This is a genomic window from Pseudomonas sp. LRP2-20 (genome assembly GCF_024349685.1).
Classification (GTDB): domain Bacteria; phylum Pseudomonadota; class Gammaproteobacteria; order Pseudomonadales; family Pseudomonadaceae; genus Aquipseudomonas.
In genome coordinates, this window is sequence record NZ_AP025944.1 from 3459665 (window position 1) to 3486023 (window position 26359).

General features: G+C 64.2%; 25 protein-coding genes and 1 pseudogene. 15 read left to right on the forward strand and 11 right to left on the reverse strand.

All coding sequences use genetic code 11. From position 1 onward, the window contains the following. The first annotated feature begins 63 nt into the window (after window positions 1-63). Entirely contained in the window at window positions 64-744 is a 681-nt protein-coding gene (locus tag OCX61_RS15385; protein ID WP_085677062.1) for a response regulator transcription factor, read from the forward strand. Then, window positions 722-2113, forward strand: a complete 1392-nt coding sequence (locus OCX61_RS15390) for a sensor histidine kinase (protein ID WP_261940273.1) — start codon at window positions 722-724, stop codon at window positions 2111-2113. Before OCX61_RS15385 ends, OCX61_RS15390 begins: the two co-directional genes overlap by 23 nt. Window positions 2114-2226: 113 nt before the next feature. Here OCX61_RS15390 and cysS read toward each other — a convergent pair whose 3' ends face one another. Then, window positions 2227-3609, reverse strand: a complete 1383-nt coding sequence (cysS, locus tag OCX61_RS15395; RefSeq protein WP_261940274.1) for a cysteine--tRNA ligase — start codon at window positions 3607-3609, stop codon at window positions 2227-2229. A gap of 9 nt (window positions 3610-3618) precedes the next feature. Beyond that, complete coding sequence (locus tag OCX61_RS15400) at window positions 3619-5322, reverse strand: glutamine--tRNA ligase/YqeY domain fusion protein (protein ID WP_261940275.1); 1704 nt, start codon at window positions 5320-5322, stop codon at window positions 3619-3621. A 236-nt stretch (window positions 5323-5558) separates the two neighbouring features. Here OCX61_RS15400 and OCX61_RS15405 point away from each other — a divergent pair, with 236 nt between their 5' ends. Both OCX61_RS15405 and lpxH read left to right on the forward strand, forming a co-directional pair. Continuing rightward, window positions 5559-6059 carry a peptidylprolyl isomerase gene (locus OCX61_RS15405; RefSeq protein ID WP_261940276.1) on the forward strand — a complete coding sequence of 167 codons (501 nt, stop codon included), beginning with the start codon at window positions 5559-5561 and terminating at the stop codon, window positions 6057-6059. Then, a complete protein-coding gene (gene lpxH, locus OCX61_RS15410) occupies window positions 6056-6778 on the forward strand; it encodes a UDP-2,3-diacylglucosamine diphosphatase (RefSeq protein ID WP_261940277.1) in 723 nt (240 codons plus the stop codon). Before OCX61_RS15405 ends, lpxH begins: the two co-directional genes overlap by 4 nt. A gap of 123 nt (window positions 6779-6901) precedes the next feature. Here lpxH and pvdQ read toward each other — a convergent pair whose 3' ends face one another. Beyond that, entirely contained in the window at window positions 6902-9214 is a 2313-nt protein-coding gene (pvdQ, locus tag OCX61_RS15415) for a bifunctional acylase PvdQ (RefSeq protein WP_261940278.1), read from the reverse strand. Between the two features lie 200 nt (window positions 9215-9414). Between pvdQ and OCX61_RS15420 the strand changes: the two genes are divergently transcribed. Then, entirely contained in the window at window positions 9415-9789 is a 375-nt protein-coding gene (locus OCX61_RS15420) for a fe2+ zn2+ uptake regulation protein (protein ID WP_261940279.1), read from the forward strand. 31 nt (window positions 9790-9820) lie between these two features. On the opposite strand, the gene OCX61_RS15425 is transcribed toward OCX61_RS15420, so the two are convergent. Next, on the reverse strand, window positions 9821-10009 hold the full coding sequence (locus tag OCX61_RS15425; protein ID WP_003248064.1) for a hypothetical protein: 189 nt from the start codon (window positions 10007-10009) through the stop codon (window positions 9821-9823). A gap of 578 nt (window positions 10010-10587) precedes the next feature. Between OCX61_RS15425 and OCX61_RS15430 the strand changes: the two genes are divergently transcribed. The 3 genes and pseudogenes from OCX61_RS15430 to OCX61_RS27470 all read left to right on the forward strand — a co-directional run. Beyond that, the gene (locus OCX61_RS15430; protein ID WP_261940280.1) at window positions 10588-10968 is read left to right on the forward strand and encodes a Mor transcription activator family protein; all 381 of its coding nucleotides are present in this window, start codon (window positions 10588-10590) and stop codon (window positions 10966-10968) included. Window positions 10969-11120: 152 nt separating this feature from the next. Next, complete coding sequence (locus OCX61_RS15435; protein ID WP_261940281.1) at window positions 11121-11483, forward strand: hypothetical protein; 363 nt, start codon at window positions 11121-11123, stop codon at window positions 11481-11483. Further along, window positions 11432-11583, forward strand: a pseudogene (locus tag OCX61_RS27470) (DUF2589 domain-containing protein); the annotation flags it as partial. The gene OCX61_RS15435 and the pseudogene OCX61_RS27470, both read left to right, overlap by 52 nt. A 5-nt stretch (window positions 11584-11588) precedes the next feature. Here OCX61_RS27470 and OCX61_RS15440 read toward each other — a convergent pair. Genes OCX61_RS15440 through OCX61_RS15450 form a run of 3 tightly spaced genes read right to left on the reverse strand, consistent with a single transcriptional unit; the run spans window position 11589 to window position 17706 of the window. After that, the gene (locus OCX61_RS15440) at window positions 11589-15263 is read right to left on the reverse strand and encodes a translocation/assembly module TamB domain-containing protein (RefSeq protein ID WP_261940282.1); all 3675 of its coding nucleotides are present in this window, start codon (window positions 15261-15263) and stop codon (window positions 11589-11591) included. Beyond that, window positions 15260-17002, reverse strand: a complete 1743-nt coding sequence (locus tag OCX61_RS15445; protein ID WP_261944322.1) for an autotransporter assembly complex protein TamA — start codon at window positions 17000-17002, stop codon at window positions 15260-15262. The genes OCX61_RS15440 and OCX61_RS15445 overlap by 4 nt, the downstream gene beginning before the upstream one ends. Before the next feature lie 53 nt (window positions 17003-17055). Then, window positions 17056-17706 (reverse strand): GNAT family N-acetyltransferase, encoded by a 651-nt coding sequence (locus OCX61_RS15450; RefSeq protein WP_261940283.1) that lies wholly within the window; start codon window positions 17704-17706, stop codon window positions 17056-17058. A gap of 163 nt (window positions 17707-17869) precedes the next feature. Here OCX61_RS15450 and xthA point away from each other — a divergent pair, with 163 nt between their 5' ends. Continuing rightward, window positions 17870-18682, forward strand: a complete 813-nt coding sequence (gene xthA / locus OCX61_RS15455) for an exodeoxyribonuclease III (protein ID WP_079227856.1) — start codon at window positions 17870-17872, stop codon at window positions 18680-18682. A 115-nt stretch (window positions 18683-18797) separates the two neighbouring features. Here xthA and OCX61_RS15460 read toward each other — a convergent pair whose 3' ends face one another. Then, window positions 18798-19550 (reverse strand): anti-sigma factor family protein, encoded by a 753-nt coding sequence (locus OCX61_RS15460; protein ID WP_261940284.1) that lies wholly within the window; start codon window positions 19548-19550, stop codon window positions 18798-18800. Continuing rightward, window positions 19547-20068, reverse strand: coding sequence for a sigma-70 family RNA polymerase sigma factor (locus tag OCX61_RS15465; RefSeq protein ID WP_261940285.1), 522 nt, complete (start codon window positions 20066-20068; stop codon window positions 19547-19549). Before OCX61_RS15465 ends, OCX61_RS15460 begins: the two co-directional genes overlap by 4 nt. Window positions 20069-20198: 130 nt before the next feature. Here OCX61_RS15465 and OCX61_RS15470 point away from each other — a divergent pair, with 130 nt between their 5' ends. From OCX61_RS15470 to relB, 4 genes are all read left to right on the forward strand, one after another. Then, the gene (locus OCX61_RS15470; protein ID WP_261940286.1) at window positions 20199-21245 is read left to right on the forward strand and encodes a catalase family peroxidase; all 1047 of its coding nucleotides are present in this window, start codon (window positions 20199-20201) and stop codon (window positions 21243-21245) included. Next, window positions 21242-21775 carry a cytochrome b gene (locus OCX61_RS15475; protein ID WP_261940287.1) on the forward strand — a complete coding sequence of 178 codons (534 nt, stop codon included), beginning with the start codon at window positions 21242-21244 and terminating at the stop codon, window positions 21773-21775. The genes OCX61_RS15470 and OCX61_RS15475 overlap by 4 nt, the downstream gene beginning before the upstream one ends. 87 nt (window positions 21776-21862) lie before the next feature. Continuing rightward, window positions 21863-23068: an MFS transporter gene (locus tag OCX61_RS15480; RefSeq protein WP_261940288.1), complete on the forward strand. Its 1206-nt coding sequence runs from the start codon at window positions 21863-21865 to the stop codon at window positions 23066-23068. Window positions 23069-23146: 78 nt separating this feature from the next. Continuing rightward, window positions 23147-23692: a type II toxin-antitoxin system RelB family anti-toxin gene (gene relB, locus OCX61_RS15485; protein WP_054887330.1), complete on the forward strand. Its 546-nt coding sequence runs from the start codon at window positions 23147-23149 to the stop codon at window positions 23690-23692. 38 nt (window positions 23693-23730) lie between these two features. Here relB and OCX61_RS15490 read toward each other — a convergent pair whose 3' ends face one another. Both OCX61_RS15490 and OCX61_RS15495 read right to left on the reverse strand, forming a co-directional pair. Next, window positions 23731-24324 carry a 2-hydroxychromene-2-carboxylate isomerase gene (locus OCX61_RS15490; protein ID WP_261940289.1) on the reverse strand — a complete coding sequence of 198 codons (594 nt, stop codon included), beginning with the start codon at window positions 24322-24324 and terminating at the stop codon, window positions 23731-23733. 26 nt (window positions 24325-24350) lie between these two features. Continuing rightward, the gene (locus OCX61_RS15495) at window positions 24351-25082 is read right to left on the reverse strand and encodes an SDR family oxidoreductase (RefSeq protein ID WP_261940290.1); all 732 of its coding nucleotides are present in this window, start codon (window positions 25080-25082) and stop codon (window positions 24351-24353) included. 87 nt (window positions 25083-25169) lie between these two features. On the opposite strand from OCX61_RS15495, the gene OCX61_RS15500 reads away from it, so the two are divergent. Both OCX61_RS15500 and OCX61_RS15505 read left to right on the forward strand, forming a co-directional pair. Beyond that, a complete protein-coding gene (locus tag OCX61_RS15500) occupies window positions 25170-25733 on the forward strand; it encodes a TetR/AcrR family transcriptional regulator (protein ID WP_261940291.1) in 564 nt (187 codons plus the stop codon). Then, window positions 25720-26313, forward strand: a complete 594-nt coding sequence (locus OCX61_RS15505) for an eCIS core domain-containing protein (RefSeq protein ID WP_110635376.1) — start codon at window positions 25720-25722, stop codon at window positions 26311-26313. The genes OCX61_RS15500 and OCX61_RS15505 overlap by 14 nt, the downstream gene beginning before the upstream one ends. Window positions 26314-26359: the final 46 nt, after the last annotated feature.

A 26359-nucleotide genomic window follows, 5' to 3' on the forward strand; every position in this document is an offset into this window, starting at 1 on the left:
TTAAATCGCCGTTTGGCTATTCTTTGGCACAATCAAGTCTCCATTAGACGCCCAGGAACGAGCATGCCACGCGTACTGACCATCGAAGACGACGCCGTCACCGGCCAGGAAATCGTCGCCGAACTCTCCAGCCACGGCCTGGAAGTGGATTGGGCCGACAACGGCCGCGAAGGCCTGGCCAAGGCCATCGCCGGCGGTTACGACCTGATCACCGTTGACCGTATGCTGCCCGAGGTCGATGGCCTGACGATCGTCACCACCCTGCGCAACCTAAAAATCGCCACCCCGATCCTGATGATCAGCGCCCTCTCCGACGTGGATGAGCGCGTACGCGGCCTGCGCGCCGGTGGCGACGATTACCTGACCAAGCCGTTCGCCTCCGACGAGATGGCGGCGCGGGTCGAAGTGCTGCTGCGGCGCAACAGCGTGCCCATGACCCAGACCCGCCTGCAGGTCGCCGACCTGCAGCTCGACCTGATCAGCCACGAGGCCCGCCGCGGCGAGCATACCCTCAACCTGCTGCCCACCGAGTACAAGCTGCTGGAATACCTGATGCGCCACAGCGGCCAGGTGATCACGCGGATGATGATCTTCGAGGAGGTCTGGGGTTACCACTTCGACCCTGGCACCAACCTGATCGACGTGCACATCGGTCGCCTGCGCAAGAAGATCGACTCCCCCGGCCAGTCGCCGCTGATCCGTACGGTACGGGGCTCGGGCTATGCCATTGCTGAACCCGTCTAAGGGTTGGAGTTCTTCAACCAGCCGTCTGTTGGCGCTGTACAGTTTCCTGTTCGTGGCCTGGAGCAGCATCCTCATGGGGGTGCTGTACTTCGAGGTCTCCAGTTACCTGAACAAGCTCACCCGCCACTCCATGCTGCAGCGCCAGCACCTGTTCGCGCACATGAGCGGCAAGCAGCTGGACGACGCCCTGGTCGCCAGCCAGGCCTTCGAAGAGCGCAGCTTCGATGCCTATGGCCTGTTCGATGCCCAGCTCAACCCGGTGGGTGGGCGCATCCGTGCGATCCCGCCGGACCTCGGCCTGGACGGCAAGGTGCACGAACTCAAGCGCTGCCTGGACGCCGACGACCCGCACATGCCACGTGACAGCTGCGATGCCGTGGCAATCAAGGTGCAGGATGGCCGCTGGCTGGTGCTGTTCCGCGACAACGGCTCGCTGTTCGTGGTTACCCGCATCATCCTGCATGCGTTGCTGTGGGGTATCTCGCTCACCCTGATTCCGGGGTTTGCCGGTTGGTACCTGCTGCGCCGCCGCCCGCTCAAGCGCATTCGTGCGATTCAGGCCCAGGCCGAGCTGATTGTCGCCGGCGACCTCACTCACCGTTTGCCGCTGTCGGCACGCCGCGACGAGCTGGACATGCTGGCCGATATCGTCAATGCCATGCTCGACCGCATAGAACGGCTGATGCATGAGGTCAAAGGCGTATGCGACAACATCGCCCACGACCTGCGCACGCCCCTCACCCGCCTGCGGGCGCAGCTGTACCGCATTCGTCAGCACAGCGCCCACGACTCAGCACAAGCGGAGGCGCTGGACCAGGCAATCGGCGAAACCGACACGCTGATGGCGCGTTTCCGCGGTTTGTTGCGAATCAGCGAGCTGGAAGACCGTCAACGTCGCGCCGGTTTCGTTCAGCTCGACCCGCACGATTTGCTGGTGGAACTGCACGACTTCTATCTGCCACTGGCCGAGGACGGCGGCATTCGCCTGAATCTTGACCAGCCTGCGCAATTGCCGGCACTGCATGGTGACCGCGAGCTGCTGTTCGAAGCGCTGGCCAACCTGGTGGGCAATGGCATCAAGTTCACGCCCGAAGGCGGCCGGGTTGCCATCACGGCGACTCAGGATGAGCTGGGCGTGCACATCGCCATCGAAGACAGCGGGCCGGGGATTCCCGAAGAGGAACGGGCTGCGGTGTTGAAGCGTTTCTATCGCAGCGAGGAAGGCCACCGCCACTCCGGGTTCGGGCTGGGGTTGTCGATCGTTGCGGCGATCGTTGACCTGCACGGGTTCGGGCTGGAGATAGGCGAGAGCGAGCTGGGCGGGGCGAAACTGGTATTGCACTGCCCGTTGGCCGGGTTGCCCAGATAACGACTGGGGCCGCTTTGCGGCCCTTCGCGGGCAAGCCCGCTCCCACAGTGAATGCATGCGCTGTGGGGGCGGGCTTGCCCGCGAAGGGCTGCAAGGCAGCCCCAATTGCTTGATCAGTCAGCCAGACGCCAGGTAGTCGCGCCCTTGCTGTCTTCCAGCACCACGCCCATGGCCGTGATTTGGTCACGGATACGGTCGGACTCAGCCCAGTTCTTGTCTGCACGGGCCTGCAGGCGCGCCTGGATCAAGGCTTCCACTTCAGCCGCATCGACCTTGCCTTCGGCACCGGCACGCAGGAAGTCATCGGCCTCCAGCTGCAACACACCCAGCACATCACCCAGTTCACGCAGGCGACCAGCCAGGCCTGCCGCCGCATCGACATCGCTGTCACGCAGACGGTTGATCTCGCGCACCAGGTCGAACAGCACGGCGCATGCCTCCGGGGTGCCGAAGTCGTCGTTCATGGCCTCGCTGAAGCGCTCGACGAACGCTTCGCCACCCTTGGCAGCCACCCGCGGCAGGCCGCGCAGGGCGTGGTAGAAGCGCTCCAGGGCACCCTTGGCATCGCGCAGGCTGTCTTCGGAGTAGTTGATGGCACTGCGGTAGTGGCTGGCCACCAGCAGGTAACGCACCACTTCCGGGTGGTACTTGTCGAGCACGTCGCGGATGGTGAAGAAGTTGTTCAACGACTTGGACATCTTCTCGCCATTGATACGGATCATGCCGCAGTGCATCCAGGCATTGGCGTACTGCTTGCCGGTGGCCGCCTCGCTCTGCGCGATCTCGTTCTCGTGGTGCGGGAACTCCAGGTCGCTGCCGCCACCGTGGATGTCGAAGCTCTCGCCCAGGCAGCAGGTGGACATCACCGAGCACTCGATGTGCCAGCCCGGACGGCCCGGGCCCCACGGCGAATCCCAGTACGGCTCGCCCGGCTTGACGCCTTTCCACAAGACGAAGTCCAGTGGATCCTGCTTGGCCTCGTCGACCTCGATGCGGGCACCGATGCGCAGGTCTTCGATCTTCTTGCGCGAAAGCTTGCCGTAGCCGACGAACTTGCCGACCCGGTAGTACACGTCGCCGTTGCCGGGCGCGTAGGCGTAGCCCTTGTCGATCAGGGTCTGGATCATCGCGTGCATGCCGGCGATATGGTCGGTGGCACGCGGCTCCAGGTCCGGCTTGAGGATGTTCAGACGGCGCTCGTCTTCATGCATCGCGTCGATCATGCGCGCGGTCAGGGCGTCGAACGCCTCGCCGTTTTCGTTGGCGCGATTGATGATCTTGTCGTCGATGTCGGTGATGTTGCGCACATAGGTCAGCTCGTAGCCGCTTTTACGCAGCCAACGGGTTACCAGGTCGAACGCCACCATGCTGCGGCCGTGGCCAAGGTGGCAGTAGTCGTACACGGTCATGCCGCACACGTACATGCGCACCTTGTTGCCATCCAGCGGCTTGAAGGCTTCCTTGGTCTTGCTCAGCGTGTTGTAGATGGTAAGCACGGCGGTTCCTTAGCTGCCCCAGGAGTCACGCAGGGTGACAGTGCGGTTGAACACCGGACGACCCGGCTGGCTGTCCTTCAGGTCGGCGCAGAAGTAACCTTCGCGCTCGAACTGGAAGCGGTCCTCAGGCTGTGCCTGGCCCAGCGACGGCTCGGCGCGGCAGCCCGTCAACACTTGCAGCGAATTCGGGTTGATGTTGTCGAGGAAGCTGCCGCCATCTTCGGTCTTCTCCGGATTGGCGGAACGGAACAGGCGGTCGTACAGGCGTACTTCGCACTCGACGCTGCCTTCGGCCGGTACCCAGTGGATCACACCCTTGACCTTGCGGCCTTCGGGGTTCTTGCCCAGGGTGTCCGGGTCGTAGGAGCAGCGCAGTTCGACGATATTGCCGTCGGCATCCTTGATCGCCTCGTCGGCGCGGATCACGTAGCTGCCGCGCAGGCGCACTTCACCGGCAGGCTCAAGGCGCTTGTAGCCCTTGGGCGGCTCTTCCATGAAGTCGTCGCGGTCGATGTACAGCTCGCGGGCGAACGGCAGCACGCGCACGCCCATGTCTTCCTTCGGGTGGCGTGGCAGTTCAAGCTGCTCGACCTGGCCTTGCGGATAGTTGGTGATGACCACCTTCAGCGGGCGCAGCACGCACATGGCGCGTGGCGCGGTGCGGTCGAGGTCGTCACGGATGCTGAACTCGAGCATCGACATGTCGACCACGCCGTCGGAACGGTTGGTGCCGATCATGTCGCAGAAGTTGCGGATCGACGCCGGGGTGTAGCCGCGGCGGCGGAAGCCCGACAGGGTCGACATGCGTGGATCGTCCCAGGCGCTGACGTGCTGTTCGTCGACCAGCTGCTTGAGCTTGCGCTTGGAGGTGATGGTGTAGTTCAGGTTCAGGCGGCTGAACTCGTACTGGCGCGGGTGCGCCGGTACCGGCAGGTTGTCGAGGAACCAGTCGTACAGCGGGCGGTGGCCTTCGAACTCGAGGGTGCAGATCGAGTGGGTGATGCCTTCGATGGCGTCCGATTGCCCGTGGGTGAAGTCGTAGTTCGGGTAGATGCACCACTTGTCACCGGTCTGGTGGTGGTGGGCATGGCGGATGCGGTACAGGATCGGGTCGCGCAGGTTCATGTTTGGCGAGGCCATGTCGATCTTGGCACGCAGCACGCGCTCGCCGTCCTTGAACTCGCCGGCCTTCATGCGTGCGAACAGGTCGAGGTTTTCCTCGACGCCGCGCTCGCGGAACGGGCTGTTCTTGCCAGGCTCGGTCAGGCTGCCGCGGTATTCCTTGGCCTGATCAGGGGTCAGGTCGCAGACATAGGCCTTGCCACGCTTGATCAGTTCAACGGCCCAGTCGTGCAGCTGGTCGAAGTAGTTGGAGGCATAGCGCACCTCGCCGGCCCAGTCGAAGCCCAGCCATTTGACGTCGCTCTGGATGGCGTCGATGTACTCCTGGTCTTCCTTGGCCGGGTTGGTGTCGTCGAAGCGCAGGTGGCAGACGCCGCCGAACTCCTTGGCCAGGCCGAAGTTGACGCAGATCGACTTGGCGTGGCCGATATGCAGGTAGCCGTTGGGCTCCGGCGGGAAACGGGTGACGATGCTGCTGTGCTTGCCCGAGTCCAGGTCGGCCTGGATGATCGGCCGCAGGAAGTTCGCAGGGACAGCGGGGGCGCCTTTGGCAGCGGCGTTGGGCGCGTTGTCGGCAGTGGGCTTGCTCATAGGATCCTTGAATGCACGTGTCCGGCCTGGGTAGGCCGATTGAATCAAAGGGCCTATCATAGCCGAAGCAGTCAAGCTGCTGACAGCCGGGCACCGACAAACTGGCGCGATTTATCGCGATCCGTGCAAAATGGTTGCTGTGCGCCATGTGTCGCGGTTGCCCGATCCTGCGTCAGGTGACTACACGCGTCCTGCGCAGCCAATTTCCCGTATGCCTTGAAAGAGCGAATTTCAGCATGTCCAAAGTCAAACTGACCACCAACCACGGCGACATCGTTCTGCAACTGAACGCCGAAAAAGCGCCGCTGACCACCGAAAACTTCGTTCAGTACGTCAAGGATGGCCACTACAACGGCACCGTGTTCCACCGTGTGATCAAGGGCTTCATGATCCAGGGCGGCGGCTTCGAGCCAGGCATGAGCCAGAAGAAGACCCGCGCCAGCATCCAGAACGAAGCTGACAACGGCCTGAAGAACACCAAGTACAGCATTGCCATGGCCCGTACCATGGAGCCGCACTCCGCTTCGGCCCAGTTCTTCATCAACGCCTCCGACAACGACTTCCTCAACCACAGCGGCAAGAACGTGCAGGGCTGGGGCTACGCCGTGTTCGGCGAAGTGACCGAAGGCCGTGAGATCGTCGACGCGATCGAGAAAGTCGCCACCGGCTCCAAAGCGGGCCACCAGGACGTACCGAAAGACGACGTGATCATCGAGAAAGCCGAGATCATTGAGTGATCCTGCTGATCTCCGATCTGCATTTGCAAGAAGAACGCCCGGACATTACCCGGGCGTTTCTTGATCTGCTCGACGGCCGCGCCCGTCACGCCAAGGCGTTGTACATCCTCGGTGACTTTTTCGAAGCGTGGATCGGCGACGATGCCATGACCCCGTTCCAGCAGTCGATCTGCCAGGCCCTGCGCCAGCTCAGCGACAGCGGCACGGCGATCTACCTGATGCACGGCAACCGCGACTTCCTGATTGGCCAGGAATTCTGCACGGCTGCCGGCTGCACGCTGCTGGCCGACCCGAGCGTGATCGAACTGGGCGGTGAGCAGGTATTGCTGATGCATGGCGACACCCTGTGCACCCGCGACCTGGCCTACATGAAGATGCGCCGCTATTTGCGCAACCCGGTGAGCCTGTGGATCCTCCGGCATCTGCCGCTGGCCACCCGGCAGAAACTGGCGCGCAAACTGCGCAGTGAAAGCCGTGAGCAGACGCGCATGAAGGCCACCGAGATCGTCGACGTCACGCCGGAGGAAGTGCCGAAGGTGATGGCAGCGCACGGTGTGCGCACGCTGGTGCATGGCCATACCCACCGGCCGGCGATTCACAAGCTGGTGGTCGATGGCCAACCGGCACGGCGCATCGTGCTGGGGGATTGGGACCGGCGGGGCTGGACCTTGCAGGTCGATGGACAGGGCTTTGCCCTGGAACCGTTCGAGTTTTCCTGACCGCTCAAGTCGCCCCCTTCGCGGGTCAAGCCCGCTTCCACAGAAATCGCACCGCCTGCAGCCTTGGCGGGGTTGCTGTGGGAGCGGGCTTGCCCCGCGAAGAGGCCGGAACAGGCTGGCGCCTCAAGGCCGGCTAGCCACCGCTCCTTTGTCCCGTTCACTGATTACATACTGCCGATACTCAGGGTCCGCCTTGATCTGTGCCTCGGTGAACGGCATCAGCGCCAGCTGTTTGGCGGCAAACGCCTTGGTCTGGTCACTGAAATGCGCCGAACCGGCTTCGCTGGACTGCGAGAACGCCAGCAACCCACGCGCCTGTGGCCCCTGCTCCGTGAAGCTCACCAACTGCAGATAGCTGGTACCGCTGACCACCAGGCGCTTGCCCGGCCCGTGCGGCACGCTGAACATTGCGTTGTATACCCCCAACTGCTGCGGCCCACCCGGCACCGGCGTGCCATCGGCAGCCTGCTGGATCTGCCCCCAACGGCTACCCTCCTCCACCCCAGCTTTGGCCACTTGCTGCAACGAGTTCAAGGCCGCTTCGCGCAACAGCTTGCGCACTTGCGCCTGCTCCACCGCCAAGCCACGCGGGGTGTGCTGTGGGTCTGCGGGGTCGAAGGCCACGCGCCAGCTTTGCGGGTGCTTGGCCATGGCCTCGACCATGTTCTGGAAATGCACCAGGCCGACCCCACTGTTCAAATCGGCCTTGCCATTCCAGGCGGCGAAGCTGGCGCACACGGCCTGCAGGTCCGCCTCGGCCCCTTTGCACCATTGCAGCAGGTCGGGCAGCACCAGGCTGGCCAGGTACACGTCGTCATCCAGCACCATGCGCTGCAAGTCACCGACGCCCAGCTTGGCGTTGCCTTGCAGGCGCTCGAGGGCGAAACGCCCGCGCATGCCCAGCGGCTGGTCGCTGCGACTGATCAACGGCGAGAAGCCAGTCAACGGCTGGGCCGGGTTGGCCATCCAGGCCGGGTCGTTGGAATTCTGCACAAAGTCGTTGCGCTCCAGGCTTGGCAGCATCCGCGCCGGGAAGATACCCGGCTGTGCGGCTTGGCCATCGACCTTCCACTGGCAGGTGCTGCGCGACCCGTCCAGCACCACCAGCGGGCCCTGCGCCGCCGGGTTGCTGCATTCGCTCAGCAGTTGCTGATCGACATAAGGCACCACAGACTGGTTCAGGTACAGCGCCTTGCCTTCGGCATCGACAGCCAGCGTGTTGACCCATGGGATACCCTGCAGCTGCTCGATGGAGCCCTTCAGGGCATCCAGGCTGTCGGCACGGTTGATGCGGTACCACTGCTGCAATACTCGCGTGTTGTCCAGGTTGGCATCGCGCAGGCTATAGGCGGCCTGAGTGTCCCAGTCCAGTCGACCGGGCCACTGCACCACCGGTCCGAAACTGGAGCTGTAGACCTGGCGCTCGACCTGGCTGAGCGTGCCATCCGCAGCCTTGACCGTGACGCTCAGCGTCTGCTTTGCCATGGGCACGGACTTGCCATCCTGCAGGTAGCGGGTCGGGTCCTTCGGGTCCAGCTGCAGGCGGTACAGGGTGAAGTGCTTCGAAGTATCCACCGTGTGGGTCCAGGCCAGGTGGCGGTTGAAACCGATGTTCACCACAGGCAGGCCGGGCAAGGCGGCCCCCATCACGTCCAGCTTGCCTGGGATGGTCAGCTGCATCTGGTAGAAACGCATCCCGCCCATCCACGGGAAGTGCGGGTTGGCCAGCAGCAGGCCACGGCCATTGGCCGAGCGCTGCGCCCCCACTGCCACGGCGTTGCTGCCACGCTCGGAGGCGAAGCGTTGCTGCTGGGCCAGTGCCACGTCAAAGCTCGGGGTTGCTTGCCGGGCTGCCAGCTTGGGAGGCTGCGCGCCCGCCAGCGCTTCGGCGAACTGGCCGACGCCGCCTTCAGCCAACAGGCGACGGGTCAGTTTGACCAGGTCCTGGCTGGTGATCGGGCGTACCCACTGGCCATCGCCACATTCCGCTGGCAGGCCCTGGCTGCGCCGCTCGGCCAGGGCGCGGTTGAAACCGCTGGCATACCCCTCCAGCAATGCACGCACCTGCGCTGGCTGGGCCTGCATGAAGCCACTGACTGCCGTCGGCGTGTTGAGCCAGGTGAAGAACAGATCGCTGGCCAGGTTGCCGCGTTGTTCGAGGGTCACGCCCTGGGCGCCGAAATAGCGCGAGCGCTCACCATTGACCGTCAGCACTTCGTTGGCCAGCAGGCACAGGTTGTCCTGGGCATAGGCATAGCCAATGCCATACCCCAGGCCGCGCTCGTCCTTGGCGACGATGTGCGGCACAGCAAAACTGGTACGGCGGATCTGCGCACTGGCATCAGTGCTGGTTTCCTGCGCCTGCACGGCTACGCTGGAGGCGACCAGGGCAGCCGCCAGGCTGGCGCAGGTCAAAGGACGGGAAATTGGCAACACGGGCACTCCTCGGATTCAGGGGTCATTCCCGATCAGACGAATGGCTGGATGAAAATTTTACGCGCACTGGCGCCGCCAACCGTCTTTAGAAAACCGCCAAAAAACTTTTTTCAGGCAGATGCTGCAGATTTTCCGCTCTCATTCGTCCTAATCAGTGAGGCACCCATATTTCGGGACAGTCCACGAAAAGGAGCATTCACATGTACAACCCGCAACCCTCATTGCAGGCCAGGTGCGCCCGAGGCAAGGCGGCCAACGGAGCGGCCGCCTGCGTGGAGGAGCGTACCGGCAACGAGCAGATTCGCGAGCTGCTGCGTAATTACGGCCTGCGTACCAGCCTCATTCGCCTCAAGGTTATCGATGCGCTGTACAGCGCCGACCGCAGCGGGCGCAGCATTGGCGTACGCGGCGTGCATGCGCAACTGGAACAGCTGGACATACCGTTGTCGTTCCTGAGCGTGCGCGAGGTGCTCAAACGGTTGTGCGCGGAGGGCGTGATCAGCCTCGGCAACGACAAGTGCTACAGCCTCAAACCGGAAGCGCGCGCCGTGCTCGAGCAGCCCTTGCCGCGCTGACTGAAGGCCGGCCTGGCGTGGCCGGCCGGCGTCAGGGCTTGACCTTGCGCCGCAGAATCCCGTTGATCACGACTACAACCACGGCGATGGCAATGGCCAGCATCTGGAAGGTCTGTTCACTGATCGTGCCTTGCTTCTGCAGATGCGACAGGCCCAGCATGAGGCCCAGCACCACCAGGATGATCAGAAGCGAGTATTTGAGGCGCTGCACGTGTGTCATCGAAAAATCCTTCAACATCGGGGGTATTTGCTCACAACGAGCGACATCAATGATACAACGCCGACGCCTCGCAGCGCTGTATTTCCTGCTTAACGTGGCCAGTCAGGACTGAAAGCATCGGGTTTCCCCAATCCATGCTGGAGGCACCCTGCGCTACGTCGCGCTGTTCATCATGCCACTCGCACCTTCCTCTGATGCCCTGGAAAACCACCAGGCTCGGCCCGAACAACTGCTCAAGCTGCAGTCGGCTGGCTGACCGTGCAGGGAGCAGCCAGTGGCACCAACCGTGGCAAGGAGCCCGCGCTGCCGGCCACCTGCAAGCGTTGAACAGTTATCCATGCAAATGGGGAGCCGGTACCTGCCCACTCGGTGGAAAGACCACCCTACGTGGAACCGGGCCTGCAAGGCAGCGCTGAGGTAACGTCCTACATCACGCGACATAATTGCCTGCAAGCCATGCTCACCAAAGCTACAACCGCCAGCCCACTTGGCGCCTAGCGACAGCATTCGACGCTCACCGAGAATTCCACCATGCCAACGACAGGCATCGCGCCCCACCCACCGCGAGGAAGTCTCATATGGAACTGCCAGATCTCACCCCCATCGACATTGGCCAGTTACCGCATTCGTTGCAGGCCCTGATCGAATGCATCGGCCTTGAAAACGCCTACCAGCTGACCTGCGCCTACGGCGGCAGGCCCAAGTACATTCCCAAGCACCGAGAGCGCACAAAGCTTGCCGACGTACTCCCGGCGGACGCACTTGACGCCCTGATCAAGCGCTTTGCCGGCGTGGCGCTGGAGATTCCCAAGGCGGATCATTTCCTGCGGCAATTACGCAACCTGCAAATACAGAAAGAAAGCGCCGAAGGCTTGTCTCGCAGCCTGCTCGCTAACAAGTATGGGCTGAGCCTGCGACAGATTGGCAACATTCGTCGCCAGGAACATGACGCTCGCTAGCTATTCGTGTAGCGCCTGACAATGACTGTGTCGAGACCAAGATCAACGCCAGGAAACAGACATTATTGATAATGGTCTTGGCGGCTGCGTCACAGTTCGCCGCCAATGGATAAAATGATTGAATTACGCGCCAGGAGCCGCCCGAGGCGTTGATGAAAGTTATTGATCTGCTGGTAGGCGCGATTACTAAACCGGCGGTGGTCAAAGGTGACGAAGCACAGCGCAGCCTCGACAAGTTAGCCGACGCTGAGGTTCTGAAAGACCACAGTTCCACCAACGCGAACCATGCCAACAATGCCGCCATTGCCAACTCACCCGCACCTTGTGCGCTGTGCCATTACCCCCGTCGCCAGCGGCGGGGGCCCCAACGGAAAACAACAACACTTGATCGCGCAGTATATGAACCTCTTCGACTCATTTTTTTCGGCTGCGATAATCCGGCGCTGGGTGCATCCATGAAGGCAAAGCGCAGATTCGCATGCAGTTCCAGGCATGCGAACCTCCTGAAGCACTAAACCGACTTATCGAGCAACACCAATATGATCGTTCCGGTACGCTCGCATCCCCCAATCTCGCAGCAGCAATGAATTCATCGAGGCCGCGCCCTTCTGCTGACAACCTCAGAAATCACGTTTGTAGAAGATATCCAGAGAACTTGCCAAGCCGCTGGCGGCCTCCAGATACACCTTCTTGCTCAGTTTGTAACGCAGCGCAATGGTGTTTGCCGGCTCGAATACACCGACCCCGTAGCGCAAGCTGAGCTTCTCGGTCAGGTTGCCGCTGGCCACTACACTGGTGCTGTTACCTGAGCCTTCAGTGTCCAGTTGGAAGTCATCGATCCCCAGGCCCGATGCCAGGCTGCCGGTAATCCCGGCACTGCCCGCCAGGCCCAGGCCCAATGCCGCTTCGGCCAGCATGTTGTTGTCCTCACCGGAAGTCCCCAGTGGGCGCCCGAGCACCAGGTAGGACAACGCCTGCTCCTGGCTCATCGCCGGTTCCGAGAACACGCTGGTGGTCGGCTGCTCGGCACTGCCGCTCAGGCGGATACCGGCAATCACATCGTCGACCTTGCGGATGGCCTCGATATCCAGATAGGGCTGGTCGATCGGACCAGCGAACAATAACCGTGCGCGGCGAATGGTCAGACGCTGACCGTAGGCACGGTAGCGGCCATCGGCCAGGCTCAGTTCGCCACGGGTGTCCATGTTGTCACCGATGTGCACATGGCCAAGCAGGTTGGCGGTCAGGCCGAAGCCGCTGAACGACAGCGTGTCCTGCCCCACGACCACGTCGATATCCATGGCCATCGCCATGGGCGGTTTGCCCTCCTCGGTCTGGTGGCCGACGATGATCGCGTCGTCCGAGACCTTGACGGTAGAGGGTGGCAACTCACGCACGACGATCTTGCCTTTGGGCACCAGCACCTTGCCGGTCACCGCCAGTTTGTCGTCAATCAGGCGCAGGTTAAGGTCTGGCGCGACTTCCAGTGTGGCGTAGGGCTCGACGGTCACGGGCAGCTGCTGGCCCTGCAGACGCAGGTCCATGCCCAGGGCCTGGCCCCAGGTCAGGTGACCGTTGAGTTGGCCGCGCCCAGCTTGCCCGCTGCGCCAGACACCGTTGAGCTGCACCTGCTCGCCGGCGATCAAGGCCTGCAGCGACAGGTCCTGCAAGCTGACCGGTAACTCGGCTCCACTGACCTCGCCGCCGCTAAGCACCACGTTACCGTTGACCTGCGGCGCCAGCAAGGTGCCGGTCAAGCGCCCGCTGCCATTCAACTGCCCAGCCAGGCGCTCGACCATCGGCAAGAACGGACGGGCGATCGACAGATCCAGCCCGGCCAGGCGGAAGTCGCCCGCCAGCGGTTTGTTCTTGCCCAGTGGATCGAGGCGCGTGTTCAGGCTCAGTTCGCCCAGGCGTTCGCCGCGAAAATCCAGGCGTGTATCGACCCGGCGTGGCGCCAGGGTGCTGTCCAGGCGCAGGATCTGGTAAGGGAAGTCGATCCAGCGGCCCTTGTCGCGAATGCGCAACGTACCGCCACCGGCATCGACACGAACGTTGCCTTTCGGGCCACTGGCCGGAATATCCAGGTTCACGTCGGCATTGAGCATGCCCTGCCAGGCGAAGTCCTTCGGCAGCCACTGTGCCAGGCTGTCCAGCGGGAACTGCTTGAGGTGATAGCGCAGACGCGGTTCCGGTGCCAGGCGCTGGTCCTCACCGCACAGGCTGGCCTGGCCGGAGCGCCAGCAGTGGGCGCCGAAATCCACTTGGCCATTGGCCAGTCGCTGCAGGCGAGCCGGCGCCTGCAGCTGCCAGTCCTGGCCCCCGGCCTGGACCCTGCCGCTGGCAAGGCGGCCACGCCAGTCGCCTTTGTTCAGCTGACCATCCAGCCCCAGGGCCAGCTTGAGTTGCGGGCCGTCCAGCGCCAAGTTCAGTGCCTGCTGGCGGATGTCGCCCTTGCCATCGGCCTGCAAGGTCCCCAGTACCGTGTCGCCCAGGCGGATGCCGTTGGCCTTGAGGTCGAGCAGCCCACGCTGGGCGCTGTCCAGGCGAGCCTCCAGATCGAGCCGCTGGATGCGGTTATCCTCCTGTGCCAGTTGCTGCCCCAGCAGGGTCAGGGTGCCCTGCGGCGCATTCAGCGTGCCGCTGACATCCAGGCGCCCTTTGGCCTGCCCTTGCAGCCTCGGCCACAGCTGGCCGAGCCGCGGCAGGTCGAGGTCGATACGCCCGGCCAGGCGCCGCTGCAGGCTGCCGCTGCCGTTGATGCGGTTATCGCCCAGTTGCACGGCCAGCGCGCCGAGCGTCCAGTTCTGCCCGGCCCCTTGTGCCTCAACCTTGAGCACCGCCGGCTGCCCGCGCAGGCGCCCCTTGAGGTCGAGCTGGGCATCCAGACTGAGCTGCTCGCCTTTCATTTCACCCTTGCTGCGCAGTGGCCCGGCCAGGGTACCGGGCAGCTCGGCGAGCCAGTACGCCGGGTCCAGGGCCGACAACTGCAGGTCGACGTCCCAGGCCAGGGTATCGGCGAAGCGCAGCGCGACGCTGCCCGCCGCCTTGCCCTGCCCGGCCGTCAGCGCCAGCTGCGGCAAGCGTACCTGGCTCAGGTCACCTTCGAACGGGCTGGCCAGGGTGAACGCACCGGCCGGGCCGTCGAGGTCACCGTTGAAGGTACCTTGGTAAGTGCCGTCGTGATATTGGACCTGGGCATTGAAGCGCTTGAGGGTAACCTGCGGCGGTGTTTCCAGCGGGTACAGGCGCAACCACGGAAAATCCTGCCAGTCCAGTTGGGCGTCGGCCTTCAGCGCCTGCTGCCAGTCAGCACTGGCCTGCAACTTGACGCGCTGGGTGTCGCTGGCCGTCAGGTCCAGGGCATCGAGCTTGGCCCCCTTGGCGTCCACCTTGCCGGCCAGCGCCAGTGCGATCGGTGCCTGCTCGGCCGGCAGGCTGGCACTGCCCGACAGTTGATAGCCGTTGAGCAGATCACCCTGGGCATCCAGCACGAGCTGGTTGAGCTGCAAGGTGTCGGGCAACGAAACCGTTGGTTTGAAGGCATCGGCCCGGATCTGCAATTTTGCTGGCAAATGCTCGGCAAGGGCCTGCACCTCCCCGCTCAGGCGGGCGTCGAGGTAGCCGCTGCTGGTGGCGTCGAGGACGAGCGACTTCTGCAATTCGCCCTTGGCGTTGAGCGCCAGTTGCCAGGCCTTGCCTTCCACGGCAGGTAATTGCACCTGCCCTTGCAGCTGCAGCGGCCAATCACCTTCCGGCTGCAGGTCGCCCTGTGCATCCACGCGTAAATCGCCACGCTGCAGCTGCAGGCTGTCGATGCGCAGGCCGCCCGCTGTCCAGTGCGCCGCCAGGTGCAGGTCGCCAAGCAGCTCGCTGCCATCCAGGCGCAATTGCCCTACCTTTACCTCACCGACTTCGATCGCCACCGGCAAGTGCAACGCCGGCAGTTGCAGCGGGCCGCTTTCGGTCGGCTGCTCGCTCGGCGCAAAGGCCATGTCGACCTGCCGGGCATGCAACTGATCGATGCACAGCGTGGCGCGCAGGAGGCAGGCGGGCGACCAGCTCAGCAAAGGCGCCTCGACCTGCACATGGTTGCCACCGTCAACCCAGCTCAATCGACTGGCCTGCCAGGTACCCGCCAGGCGACCCTGGAAATCGTCGATGGTCAGCCCAGGCACCCGGCCAAGCGCCCAGCGGCTGCCGCCTTCGGTACCCAGCAGCACGCCCAGGCCCAGGGCCACCAGCAGCACACTGCCAAACACCCCCAGCAGAATGAATTTCAACACACGCATCACAGCTCGGGCCCCATGGAGAAGTGCAGGCGAATACCACCGTCGTCATCGAGCGCCTTGGCCAGGTCCAGGCGCAGCGGCCCTACCGGCGACACCCAGCGCACACCGAAACCGACCCCGGTCTTGAGACTGGGCAGCTCCAGGGTGTTGAACGCGTTGCCCTGATCGATGAAGGTTGCCACCCGCCATTTTTCGGCCAGCGAGTACTGGTACTCGACACTGCCCGCGACCAGGTAGCGGCCACCGATGCGGTCGCCGTCACTGTTTTTCGGCGACAGGGTCTGGTAGTCGTAGCCGCGCACGCTCTGATCGCCACCGGCGAAGAAGCGCAGCGACGGCGGAATGTTGTTCTTGTAGCCGTTGGTGGCACTGCCGCCGAACTGTACCCGCCCGAGGAAGCGGTGATTGTGGCCGAGGGTAGTCAGGCCCTTGAGCAGGACGTTGCCATGTAACAGGTTGGTGTCGGACACCAGCCCTTCCTTGGCCACCTGGGTGTCGAACTGCAAGCGGTAGCCGTTGTGCGGGTCGATGCGGTTGTCACTGCGCAGGTAGGAAAAACTCACGCCAGGCATCAGCAGGTTGCTCAACCCCGAATCATCCCCCAGGCGATACTCTTCGCGCTGGTACTTGAGCGAGATCACCCGCTGCCAGCCGCTTTGCAGCTTGCTGTGCCACTCCGGGCCGACCGTCAGCAGCTTGCTGAGGGTGTCGGTGCCGGCGATTTCTTCGTTCTGGTAGCCGCCGGCGAAGCGCAGCTTGTCGGTCAAGGGTGGATCAAGGGGCACGTCGTACCACAGGCCAACGTTTTGCCGCGGCGCCGACAGTTCGGTTTCCCAGCCATAACTGTGGCCTTGCGGGTTGACCCAATGCCGTGTCCAGTTGGCCTTGCCGCGTGGCCCGACGTCGGTCGAGAAGCCCAGGCCGAGGCCCATGGTGCGTGGTTTGCGGGTGTCCAGGCGGACGTCCACCGGGATGTCCTCGCCGACCGCCGCAGTGGGCGCGGCATCGACCCGCACCCCTTCGAAGTAGCCGCTCGATTGCAGGTCGTTGTTGAGCCCGGCGATCAGTTCGGAATCATATGGCGTGCCGGGCTTGAACGAGACCATGCGTTGCAGCAGGTCTTCGTCCAGCGGCGTGTCACCACTGAATTTGACTGCCCCGAGGCGATAACGCGGACCGCTCTGGTACACCAGTTCGATATCGGCCACGCCTGCCTGAGGGTCGACGGCCAGGCGCTGGCGCGTGAAGTGGCCGCTGAAGAAACCATAGCGCGAAGCCTGGTTCTGGATCAGCCGTTTGGCGTCCTCGTACAGGCCATGGTTGAGTGGTTCGCCCGCTCGCAGGGCCCGGCTGTCAGGCACGCGAAAAGCCTTCATCTCGCTGGCCGGGCCTTCGATGCGCACAGTCACATTGCGCAGGCGCACCGGCTCGCCGGGGTCGATCCTGATGATCAGTTGGGGGGATTGATCGGCCTTGGCAGGCGGCTTGACCTCGGTGTCGATCTGCGCCTGATAGTAGCCAAGTGCCTGCGCGGCCTTGCGCGCCTGCTCCTGGGCCCCGCGACTGAAACGCAGCAGCGCTTCTTCATCGCGGTCTCCAAGGTTGCCGATATAGCCTTCGACATTGGCCTTGAGCGCCTTGTTGGCTGGTTTTACTTTCACCAGCAACTCGCTCTGGCCCCATGCTGCGAAACTGGCGACCCAGAAAACCAGGCCCCAGGTTAGTCTTCCTGAGTACGTCATGCGGCGCATGCTACCAGAGCCAGGCGCTCAAGTGAGGCGCCTGGCGGCCCACTTCAGGCAATTGATGACATGGATGACACCGGATTGGGATGAAAAAACACCCTCTCGCGGATTGGCCCTACAGCCACTTCACCAATCTCTTCATAACCCTGGCGCGCGTAAAAGGCCAGGTAATGCTCGTTGCCAGTGTCCAGCACCACGCCTTGAGTATTGGGGTCTTCCGCGCACCAGTCATGAACAGCTTGTAACAATTGTTCGCCATAGTGACAGCCGCGAAACTGCGGATGCACACCCAGCAGCGGCAGCATATGCACCTGGCCGCTCGGCAGGCAGCTGGCCAGCGCCGCCTGGTAATCCATGTAGCGCCGGGTGCAGCGCTGGCCGGTGCCCAGCAGCATGCGCAAACGCCAGGCCCAGCTGTCGGCCACACCCAGGCGGCGTTGCGGCGGCACGATCAGGGCCAGGGCGATCAGGCGGTCTTCCAGCAGCAGGCCGATGGCCGGCAGTTGCAGATAGAAGTGCTGACGCACCCACTCGCGCACCATCACCCGCAGCCGGCGTTCGTAGCCTGGGCGCTGGGCCTCGAAGATATAGGCGAAGGTCGGTTCGTGGCGGTAGGCGTTGTACAACAGCGAACGTGCCTCACGGCTGTAGCCGTCATCGAGGGTACAGATACGCGCCTGGGCGGCAGTGGCTTCGAGCATGGCGGGGCGTCCTCCTGGAAAGGGCATGTCAGTGCCTTGGAGGTGTTCCACTGCGCATCGTTCACCTCCACCAGCACGTTAGCAGTGCCTGAACGAGGCTGCCATGCTGGTGATGAACGCCGATGTCGGCTAGCATCCGGCCTTTTACCAGGATTGTCTTTCCATGAAGATCGTCTGTTTCAACATCAACGGCCTGCGGGCCCGCCCGCACCAGCTGGCGGCGCTGATCGAAAAGCACCAGCCGGACGTGATCGGCCTGCAGGAAACCAAGGTCAGCGACGATCAGTTCCCCCTGGCCGATGTCCAGGCCCTGGGCTACCACGTGCACTACCATGGCCAGAAGGGCCACTATGGCGTCGCCCTGCTCTCGCGCCAGGCGCCGCTGAGCCTGTTCAAAGGGTTTGCCACGGATGAAGAAGATGCCCAGCGCCGCTTCATCTGGGGCACCTTCGCCGATGCCGACGGCAACCCGATCACGGTCATGAATGGCTACTTCCCGCAAGGCGAAAGCCGCGACCACCCCACCAAGTTCCCGGCCAAGCAGCGCTTCTACAGCGACCTGCAAGCGCTGCTCGAAGGGCAATTCAAGAACGACCAGCCGGTGCTGGTGATGGGCGACATGAACATCTCGCCCCAGGACTGCGACATCGGCATCGGCCCGGACAATGCCAAGCGCTGGCTGAAGACCGGCAAGTGCAGCTTCCTGCCGGAAGAGCGCGAGTGGATGGAACGCCTGAAAGGTTGGGGCCTGGTAGACAGCTTCCGCCACCTGCACCCGGAGGTGGCCGACCGTTTCAGCTGGTTCGACTATCGCAGCCGCGGCTTCGAGGACGAACCCAAGCGGGGGCTGCGCATCGACCTGATCATGGCCTCCCAGGCCCTGGTGCCGCGGATCAAGGCGGCCGGTGTGGATTATGAGCTGCGCGGGATGGAAAAGCCCTCGGACCATGCCCCGATCTGGCTCGAACTGAGCTGACCTGTACCGACGCTTTCGCGGGCAAGCCCGCTCCCACAGGTATTTCACTTTTCTCTAGGACAGTGAAATACCTGTGGGAGCGGGCTTGCCCGCGAAGATGCACACACGATCCCCGTTAAAGCCCCAGCCGCAATGCCTCCCCTACCCCTGCCCCGCGCCCATCGTCCGCCGCACTGACCAGGGCAAAGTTGTACGCCCCATGCGACCAGTAGCGCGCCTCGAGCTGCCCATCAACTCGCTGCCCCTGCGGCATGCGCTCATAGCGATCACCTGGCGAACGCAGGAACAGGCTGATGCGTTGGCCGTTGCGATCCTGGAATACCAGCAGGGCCGCCGGCCCCTGCTCGTTGCTGAGCAACCGCGCCCCGACCGGCTGAAAACCATACCCCGCCAGGTCAGGCAACTGCCCCACGCGGTTGAAATGCCGGCCCAGCCAATCGCGCAGCTGCGCCGGGTCACTGGCCTGGATATCCAGCGCTTCGCTGCTGGCGAACAATCGATGGGCCTGCACCGCATCGGCCATCGGCAGCTCATTGCTGGCCAAGGTCACCTGGCGTGCCTGCCAGCCCCCCAGCCCGCCTACGCCCAGCGTCAGCAACAACACCGCAGCCGAAGCCAGGCGCCGCAGCCGGCGCTGACGCAGCCGCTGCTGCACCTGGCGCAAGTCGAGCATAGCGGCACCCGGCTGCTCAGCATGGCCGGCCAGTGCTGCGCGCAGGCGCCTGGCGTCATTGCGCCAGGCCTCGACCCTCACCGCTTGCTGCGGGTTGGCCGCCAGCCAAGCCTGCACTTCGGCGCGCCGCGCTGGCTCCAGGCGGTCGTCGATATACGCGTGCAGCTCGTCTTCACCAGGAATCAGGCGTGTCATTTGAGTCTCCGCAAGGCCGGCGGCTGGGGGTTGCCCTCGGTCAGGTCGCGCAAGGCGGCACGGGCACGCGACAGGCGCGACATCACCGTGCCGATAGGAATCTCCAGGGCCGCTGCCGCTTCCTTGTAACTGAGCCCTTCAATGCTGACCAGCAGCAGCAAGGCCCGCTGCTCGGTCGACAACTGGGCAAAGGCCTGCAAGTCGGCCTGGGCCAGGACGATGTCCTCGGTATTGTCACCCACCGCTTCGTGCGCCCCGGCGCCACGGCCGAACCACGACAGCCAGCGGGCATGCAAGCGCTCGCGGCGCTTACCGTCGAGAAACAGCCGGTAAAGAATGGTGAACAGCCAGGCGCGCAGGGCCTCGGCTTCGCGTTGCTGGCCACGGCGGCTCAAGGCGCGCTCGACCGTGGCCTGGACCAGGTCATCGGCGCTGCCGGGCTCACGGGTCAGCCACAGGGCAAAGCGGCGCAGGCGCTGCAGCAACTCACGCCACTGCTGTTCGTCCAGATCGTGCATGGTCAGGTACCGGGCGCTGGGGTTGTCAGTGTATGGGGCAGACGCCTGGCAATAAAATCTATTCCCGCCGATGGAATAAGTTTTTCCCTGCCCCGTCGTACCGGCACCTTCACTGAACCGGATGACGACCATGAACTCACCCTTGCAAGGCCCCGCCAAGGCGCTGCGCCTGGCCGGCATAGGCGCCGTGATGCTGGCGCTGGGCGCCGGCTTCGCCTATGCCGCCGGCTGGATCGGCGGGCCGCAGCTGACCCCGCAACGCATCATCGACACCTTCGAGGCCCAGGCCGGCCACTATCCGGGCTTCCGCAAGAACCACGCCAAGGGCCTGTGCGTCAGCGGCTACTTCCAGCCCAGTGGCCAGGCCGCATCCTTGTCGACTGCACGGGCCTTCAGCCAGGCACAGGTGCCGGTGATCGGCCGCTTCGCCATCGGCGGTGCCAACCCGTTCGCCCCGGACACCGGCGTGCCCGTACGCAGCCTGGCGATTCAGCTGAGCACCGATGACGGCCAGATCTGGCGCACCGGCATGAACAACCCCCCGGTGCTGGCGGTCAGCACCCCGCAAGGCTTCTACGATCAAGTACTGGCAGGCGCGCCTGACCCGGCCACTGGCAAACCGGACCCGGCAAAGCTGCAGGCATTCTTCGCCGCACACCCGGAAAGCGCGGCGTTTCGCCAGTGGGCGGCGGGCTACAAGCCCAGCGACAGCTTCGCCAGTACCCAGTATCACAGCATCAACGCCTTCCGCCTGATCGATGCCAGCGGCACGGCGCACCCGGTACGCTGGCAGCTCGAGCCGCAAACGCCATTTATCGCCCTGCCCGGCCAGGTCGACGACAAGCAGTTCCTCCAGCACGACCTGCAACAGCGCCTGGCCCAAGGGCCGCTGCGCTGGACCCTGCGCCTGGTGCTGGCCGACCAGGGCGATGCGGTGGACGACCCGGCCCGGCCATGGCCGGCCGAGCGGCGCAGCGTCGATGCAGGCACCCTGGTGCTCGAACACGTCGACGCCCCCGAACAAGGCGCCTGCCGTGACCTGAATTTCGACCCGTTGATCCTCCCAAGCGGCATACAACCATCCGCCGACCCGATCCTCGCCGCCCGTTCGGCCGCCTATTCGGAATCCTTCAACCGCCGCAGCCGCGAGTCCCTCGGCGCAGGAGCACAGCGATGAAACCCGAAGTCTTTCACCCCTTGGCACGTCTGGTGCACTGGCTGATGGCAATCCTGATCATCTGCATGCTGTTCATCGGCGTGAGCATGGTCGGCGACCTTTCACCGCGCCACCCGCTGCTGGTCGAACTGCACAAGGCCACGGGCCTGGCATTGCTGGTACTGGTGATCGTACGCATCGGCCTACGCCTGACCTTGCCTCACCCACCGTTGCCCGCCGACCTGCCGGCGTTGCAGCGCTTCGCCGCAGGCGCCTCGCATCTGCTGCTCTACGGCCTGATGCTGGCCATGCCGCTGCTGGGCTGGGCGATGCTGTCGGCGGGCGGCTACCCACGCCCCCTGCAACTGCCGGCGATCGCCCCACACGACCTGCAATTGTATGCCGTGCTGCGCCAGGCCCATGGCTGGGCCGGCTACCTGTTGTTTGCGACGGTGCTGGTGCATCTGGGAGCGGCGCTGATGCATGCCATGGTGCGCCGGGACGGCGTGTTGCGTAGCATGTGGCCAGGCCCCGTGCGGCGCAGCGAATGACAGGCTGGTGCTCGGGCGGGCTCGACAAACAACAATTATTCTCACTAAGCTCGACAGCCATATTGTCGACCCGCCCTGGACTGCCCGATGAACGTCGCAAAGGACCCTGCCCTGCTTACCCCTGCCAACACCCTGGATATGCGCCCGCTGCTGCTGGCCAACATGGCTTGCACCCTGTCGATGATGGCCTTCGTCGCACTGATCGGGCCAATCTCGCGCCTGCTGGGCATGGCCACCTGGCAGGCCGGCGCGGCGGTCACCGTGGCCGGCGTGGTCTGGGTGCTGCTGGCGCGCCCGTGGGGGCGGTTGTCCGACCGCCTGGGGCGGCGCCGTGTCCTGCTGCTGGGCAGCGCCGGCTTCACCCTGGCCTACTGGCTGCTGTGCCTGTTTGTTGAGGGGGCGTTGCGCTGGTTGCCGGGCGCGGGCCTGGCGTTTGTTGGCCTGATGCTGGCACGTGGTTGCATCGGCGCCTTCTACGCCGCCATCCCGGTGGGCTGCAACGCGCTGATCGCTGACCATGTCGAGCCGCAGCGCCGGGCGCGGGCCATGGCTTCGCTGGGCGCGGCGAATGCCGTGGGCCTGGTGGTAGGGCCGGCGCTGGCGGCAGTGCTGGCGCAATACAGCCTCAGCCTGCCGTTTCACGTCATGTCATTGCTGCCGGCCAGCGCCTTTCTGGTGCTGCTGTTCAAGCTCAAACCGCAGCCCCTGGCACGCAACCAGGCACCCAGCCCTGTTCGGCTCAGCGACCCGCGCCTGCGCCGGCCGCTGCTGGTGGCGTTCAGCGCCATGCTCAGCGTCACGGTCTCGCAGATCGTCGTCGGCTTCTTCGCCCTGGACCGCCTGCAGCTGGCACCGACCGAAGCCGCCCAAGCTGCCGGCATCGCCCTGACCACCGTCGGGGTGGCGCTGATCCTGGCGCAGGTGCTGCTGCGCCAGCTGGAGTGGCCGCCGTTGAAGATGATCCGCGTCGGCGCCAGCGTGTCGGCGCTGGGTTTCGCCTGTGGCGCGCTGGCGACCACGGCACCCTGGCTGTGGAGTTGCTACTTTGTCGCCGCAGCCGGCATGGGCTTTGTGTTCCCGGCGTTTTCCGCGCTGGCGGCCAATGCCATGCAGGCCTCGGAACAAGGCGCTACCGCCGGCTCGATTGGCGCGGCCCAGGGCATGGGCGCGGTGATCGGCCCGCTGGCCGGGACGCTGGTCTATGCCGTGGATCCACGCCTGCCGTTCCTGGCAGTGGCACTGCTGTTGCTACTGGTCGGGCTGTGGCCGCTGCCGCGTGATCAACGCGTCTGAAAGCACAGCGCGCAAGCGTGCAGAGTATGTTTTAATGCGTCGCTAATTATTTTAAACACCTCTGATTACAAGGCGGCTATGGACACGGGGACGCGACTCAAACTGGTGCGTGAACGCAACAACCTCTCCCAACGGGAACTGGCCCGCCGCAGCGGGTTGACCAACTCGACGATCTCGCAGATCGAACAGAACCGTGTCAGCCCTTCGGTCAGCTCCCTGAAAAAACTCCTCGAAGGGATCCCCATGACCCTGGCCGAGTTCTTCAGCTTCGACGAGCCGGTGCGCGAAGAGCGCTTCGTGTTCCGCGCCAGCGAGCAGCCGGACCTGGGCCGTAATGGCTTGCGCATGCTGCTGGTCGGTGCCAGCGTCGAGGCCCGGCAGATGCGCATGCTGCGCGAGCTTTATGCCCCGGGTGCCGATTCCGGCGAGCCGATCGTGCATGCCGAAGGCGAAGAGTGTGGCCTGGTCACCCGCGGCACCGTGGAACTGTGGGTCGATGGCCAGGTGAGCATCCTCAACTCGGGCGATGGTTACTACATTCCCACTACCCTGCCGCACAGTTTCAAGAACATTGGCCCGGACGAGGCGGAAATCATCAGCGCCAACACCCCGGCCAATTTCTGAGCCCGGTTTGGCCTCGCCAAGGGCGAGGCCATCCCACCTCAACGGCTCAGCGCTTCTTCTACGAAATCCAGGCGATCCTGGCCGAAGAACATCTCCGCGCCGACAAAGCAGGTCGGCGCACCAAATACCCCCCGCGCCACGGCCTCTTCGGTCACGCGCTTGAGTTCGGCCTTGACCTCGCCATCCGCCGCCAGGGCTTGAAACGCCGCAGGGTCGAAACCAGCCAGGCTGAGGGTTGCAGCCAGCGTCGCGGCATCACTCAGGTTGCGCTGTTGTTCCCACAGCCCCCTGAACAGCGCCGCCAGCAACGCATCGAACTGCGCGGGTGAACGAAGCTGCATGCCGATCACGCCGCGCATCAGCGTCAAGGTGTTCACCGGAAACCCCACCGGCATGCCGAAGGGCACGCCATATCGACGTGCATAACGGCCGAGGTCGGTGAACATGTAGCGGCCCTTGGCAGGGATCATCGCCGGCGAAGCGTTGCCGGTGGCCTGGAACACACCGCCAAGCAGCATTGGCCGGTATACCAGGGTTGCGCCATGCCGGGCACAGAGGGCAGGCAGCTGGGTCCAGGCCAGGTAACTGGCCGGGCTGCCCAGGTCGAAGTAGAACTCCACGGTCTTGCTCATGCGTCACACTCCTTGGTCAGTCAGGCTTACCAGCGCTCCATCCACGGGCGCAGGTCCAGTTCGAAGGTCCAGGCATCACGGGGCTGGGCGTGCAGGAACCAGTAGCTGTCGGCAATGTGCGCCGGGTCGAGAATGCCGTCCTGATCTTTCAGCGCGTAGCGCTCAGGGAAACTGTCGCGGATGAAGGCAGTGTCGATGGCACCATCCACCACCACATGGGCAACATGGATGTTCCGTGGCCCCAACTCCCGCGCCATGCTCTGAGCCAAGGCGCGCAACCCGTGCTTGGCGCCAGCGAACGCGGCGAAGCCGGCGGCACCGCGGGTGCCAGCGGTGGCGCCGGTGAACAGCAAGGTGCCACGTTCACGGGCGACCATGCGCCGGGCCACGGCCTGGGCCGTGAGGAAGCCGGCGAAACAGGCCATTTCCCAGATCTTGAAGTACTTGCGCGGCGTCTCCTCAAGAATGCTGCAAGGCACATTGGCGCCGATGTTGAAGACAAAGGCCTCGATCGGGCCGATGTCGCGCTCGATGGTTTCGACCAGTTCGGCGACTTCTTCCTCCTTGCGCGCATCCGAGCCGAAGCCATGGGCCTGGCCGCCTGCAGCGCGGATCTCATCGATGAGCGGCTGCAACTTTTCAGCCTGGCGCCGGGTGACACAAGCGACATAGCCCTCTCGGGCGAAGCGCTTGGCGATCGCACCTCCGGTGGCGTCCCCGGCCCCGATCACCAGCACCACTTTTTGTTGTTCTGCCATGCCTGCCTCCATTGGTGAATGATCGTTTAGTAAATGAACGCTATGTTATGATCGCCCCCATCGTCAAGCAGCGCGAAGAGGCCGTGCATGCGCTACTCCACCGAACACAAGCAGCAGACCCGCGACAAGCTGCTGGCCAGCAGTGGCGCGCTGGCCAAGCGCGGCGGCTTCGCCAGCACCGGCGTGGCCGGGTTGATGAAAGCCATCGGCCTGACCGGCGGCGCTTTCTACAACCATTTCCCGTCCAAGGACGACCTGTTCACCGAAGTGGTCCGGCAGGAACTGAGCAACAGCCCGCTGGCCCGCCTGGCCAACCAGGGTGCCAGCCGCGAACGCCTGGGCCGCTGCCTGCAGCAGTACCTGAGCCTGGCACACCTGCACAATGCCGAGGGCGGCTGCCCGCTGCCGCCACTGGGAGTGGAAATCGCTCGCGCCGAACAACCTGTGCGCGAAGAGGCCGAACACTGGCTGGTGGGTTTGCATGCGGCGTGGAGCGAAACCCTGGAAGACCCGGCTCTGGCCTGGGTGCTGATCAGTCAGTGCGTCGGCGCGCTGGTGGTCGGGCGCATGCTGGCCAGTGAAACGGTGCAACAGCAGTTGCTCGATGCCAGCAAGGGCTTTGTCGACAGGGCACTGAATGAAGCGGATTAACCTGCTCTTGGGGCTGCTGCTGGCAGCCCCTGCCCTGGCCGAACAGGCCTGCCCACCTGGGCAGTATCAGGTGTGCCTGATGGGCTGTTTCTGCGCGCCGATCGACCCCGGCCAGGCCGGGCAGATTCTCAAGGATGTCGAGACCGTGGCGTCGAGCAGCCTGGCGTTTGCCTTGCAACAGGCGCGCGACGAGGCCACTGCCAGCGGCAGTCAACCGATCCCTTTGCACATTCGCGCGCAACTGGAGCCCTGGTATGACTTCGCCGTGCTCGATGCTGCGCGCTACCGGGTCGGCGACGAGCAGCAGGTCACGGCGGCCAACGCCATGCTGCAGAACCCGGACGTGAACGCGGTGACGCTGATCGACACCATCATCTTCCGCCATGCCAGTGATGCCGAGGACAACGTCGCGTTGTGGGCCCATGAACTGAAGCATGTGCAGCAGTATCAGCAGCTTGGGGTGAATGAGTTTGCCAGGCGCTATACGCGCAACTACGAAGAGCTGGAGGGGCCGGCCTACAAGATCGAGGCCGAGGTGGGCAAGGCATTGCGCGAGCGCAGTTCCGGGCAAGCGAGATAGCCTGTTCCGGCCTCTTCGCGGGCACGCCCGCAAAGAGGCCGCTGCA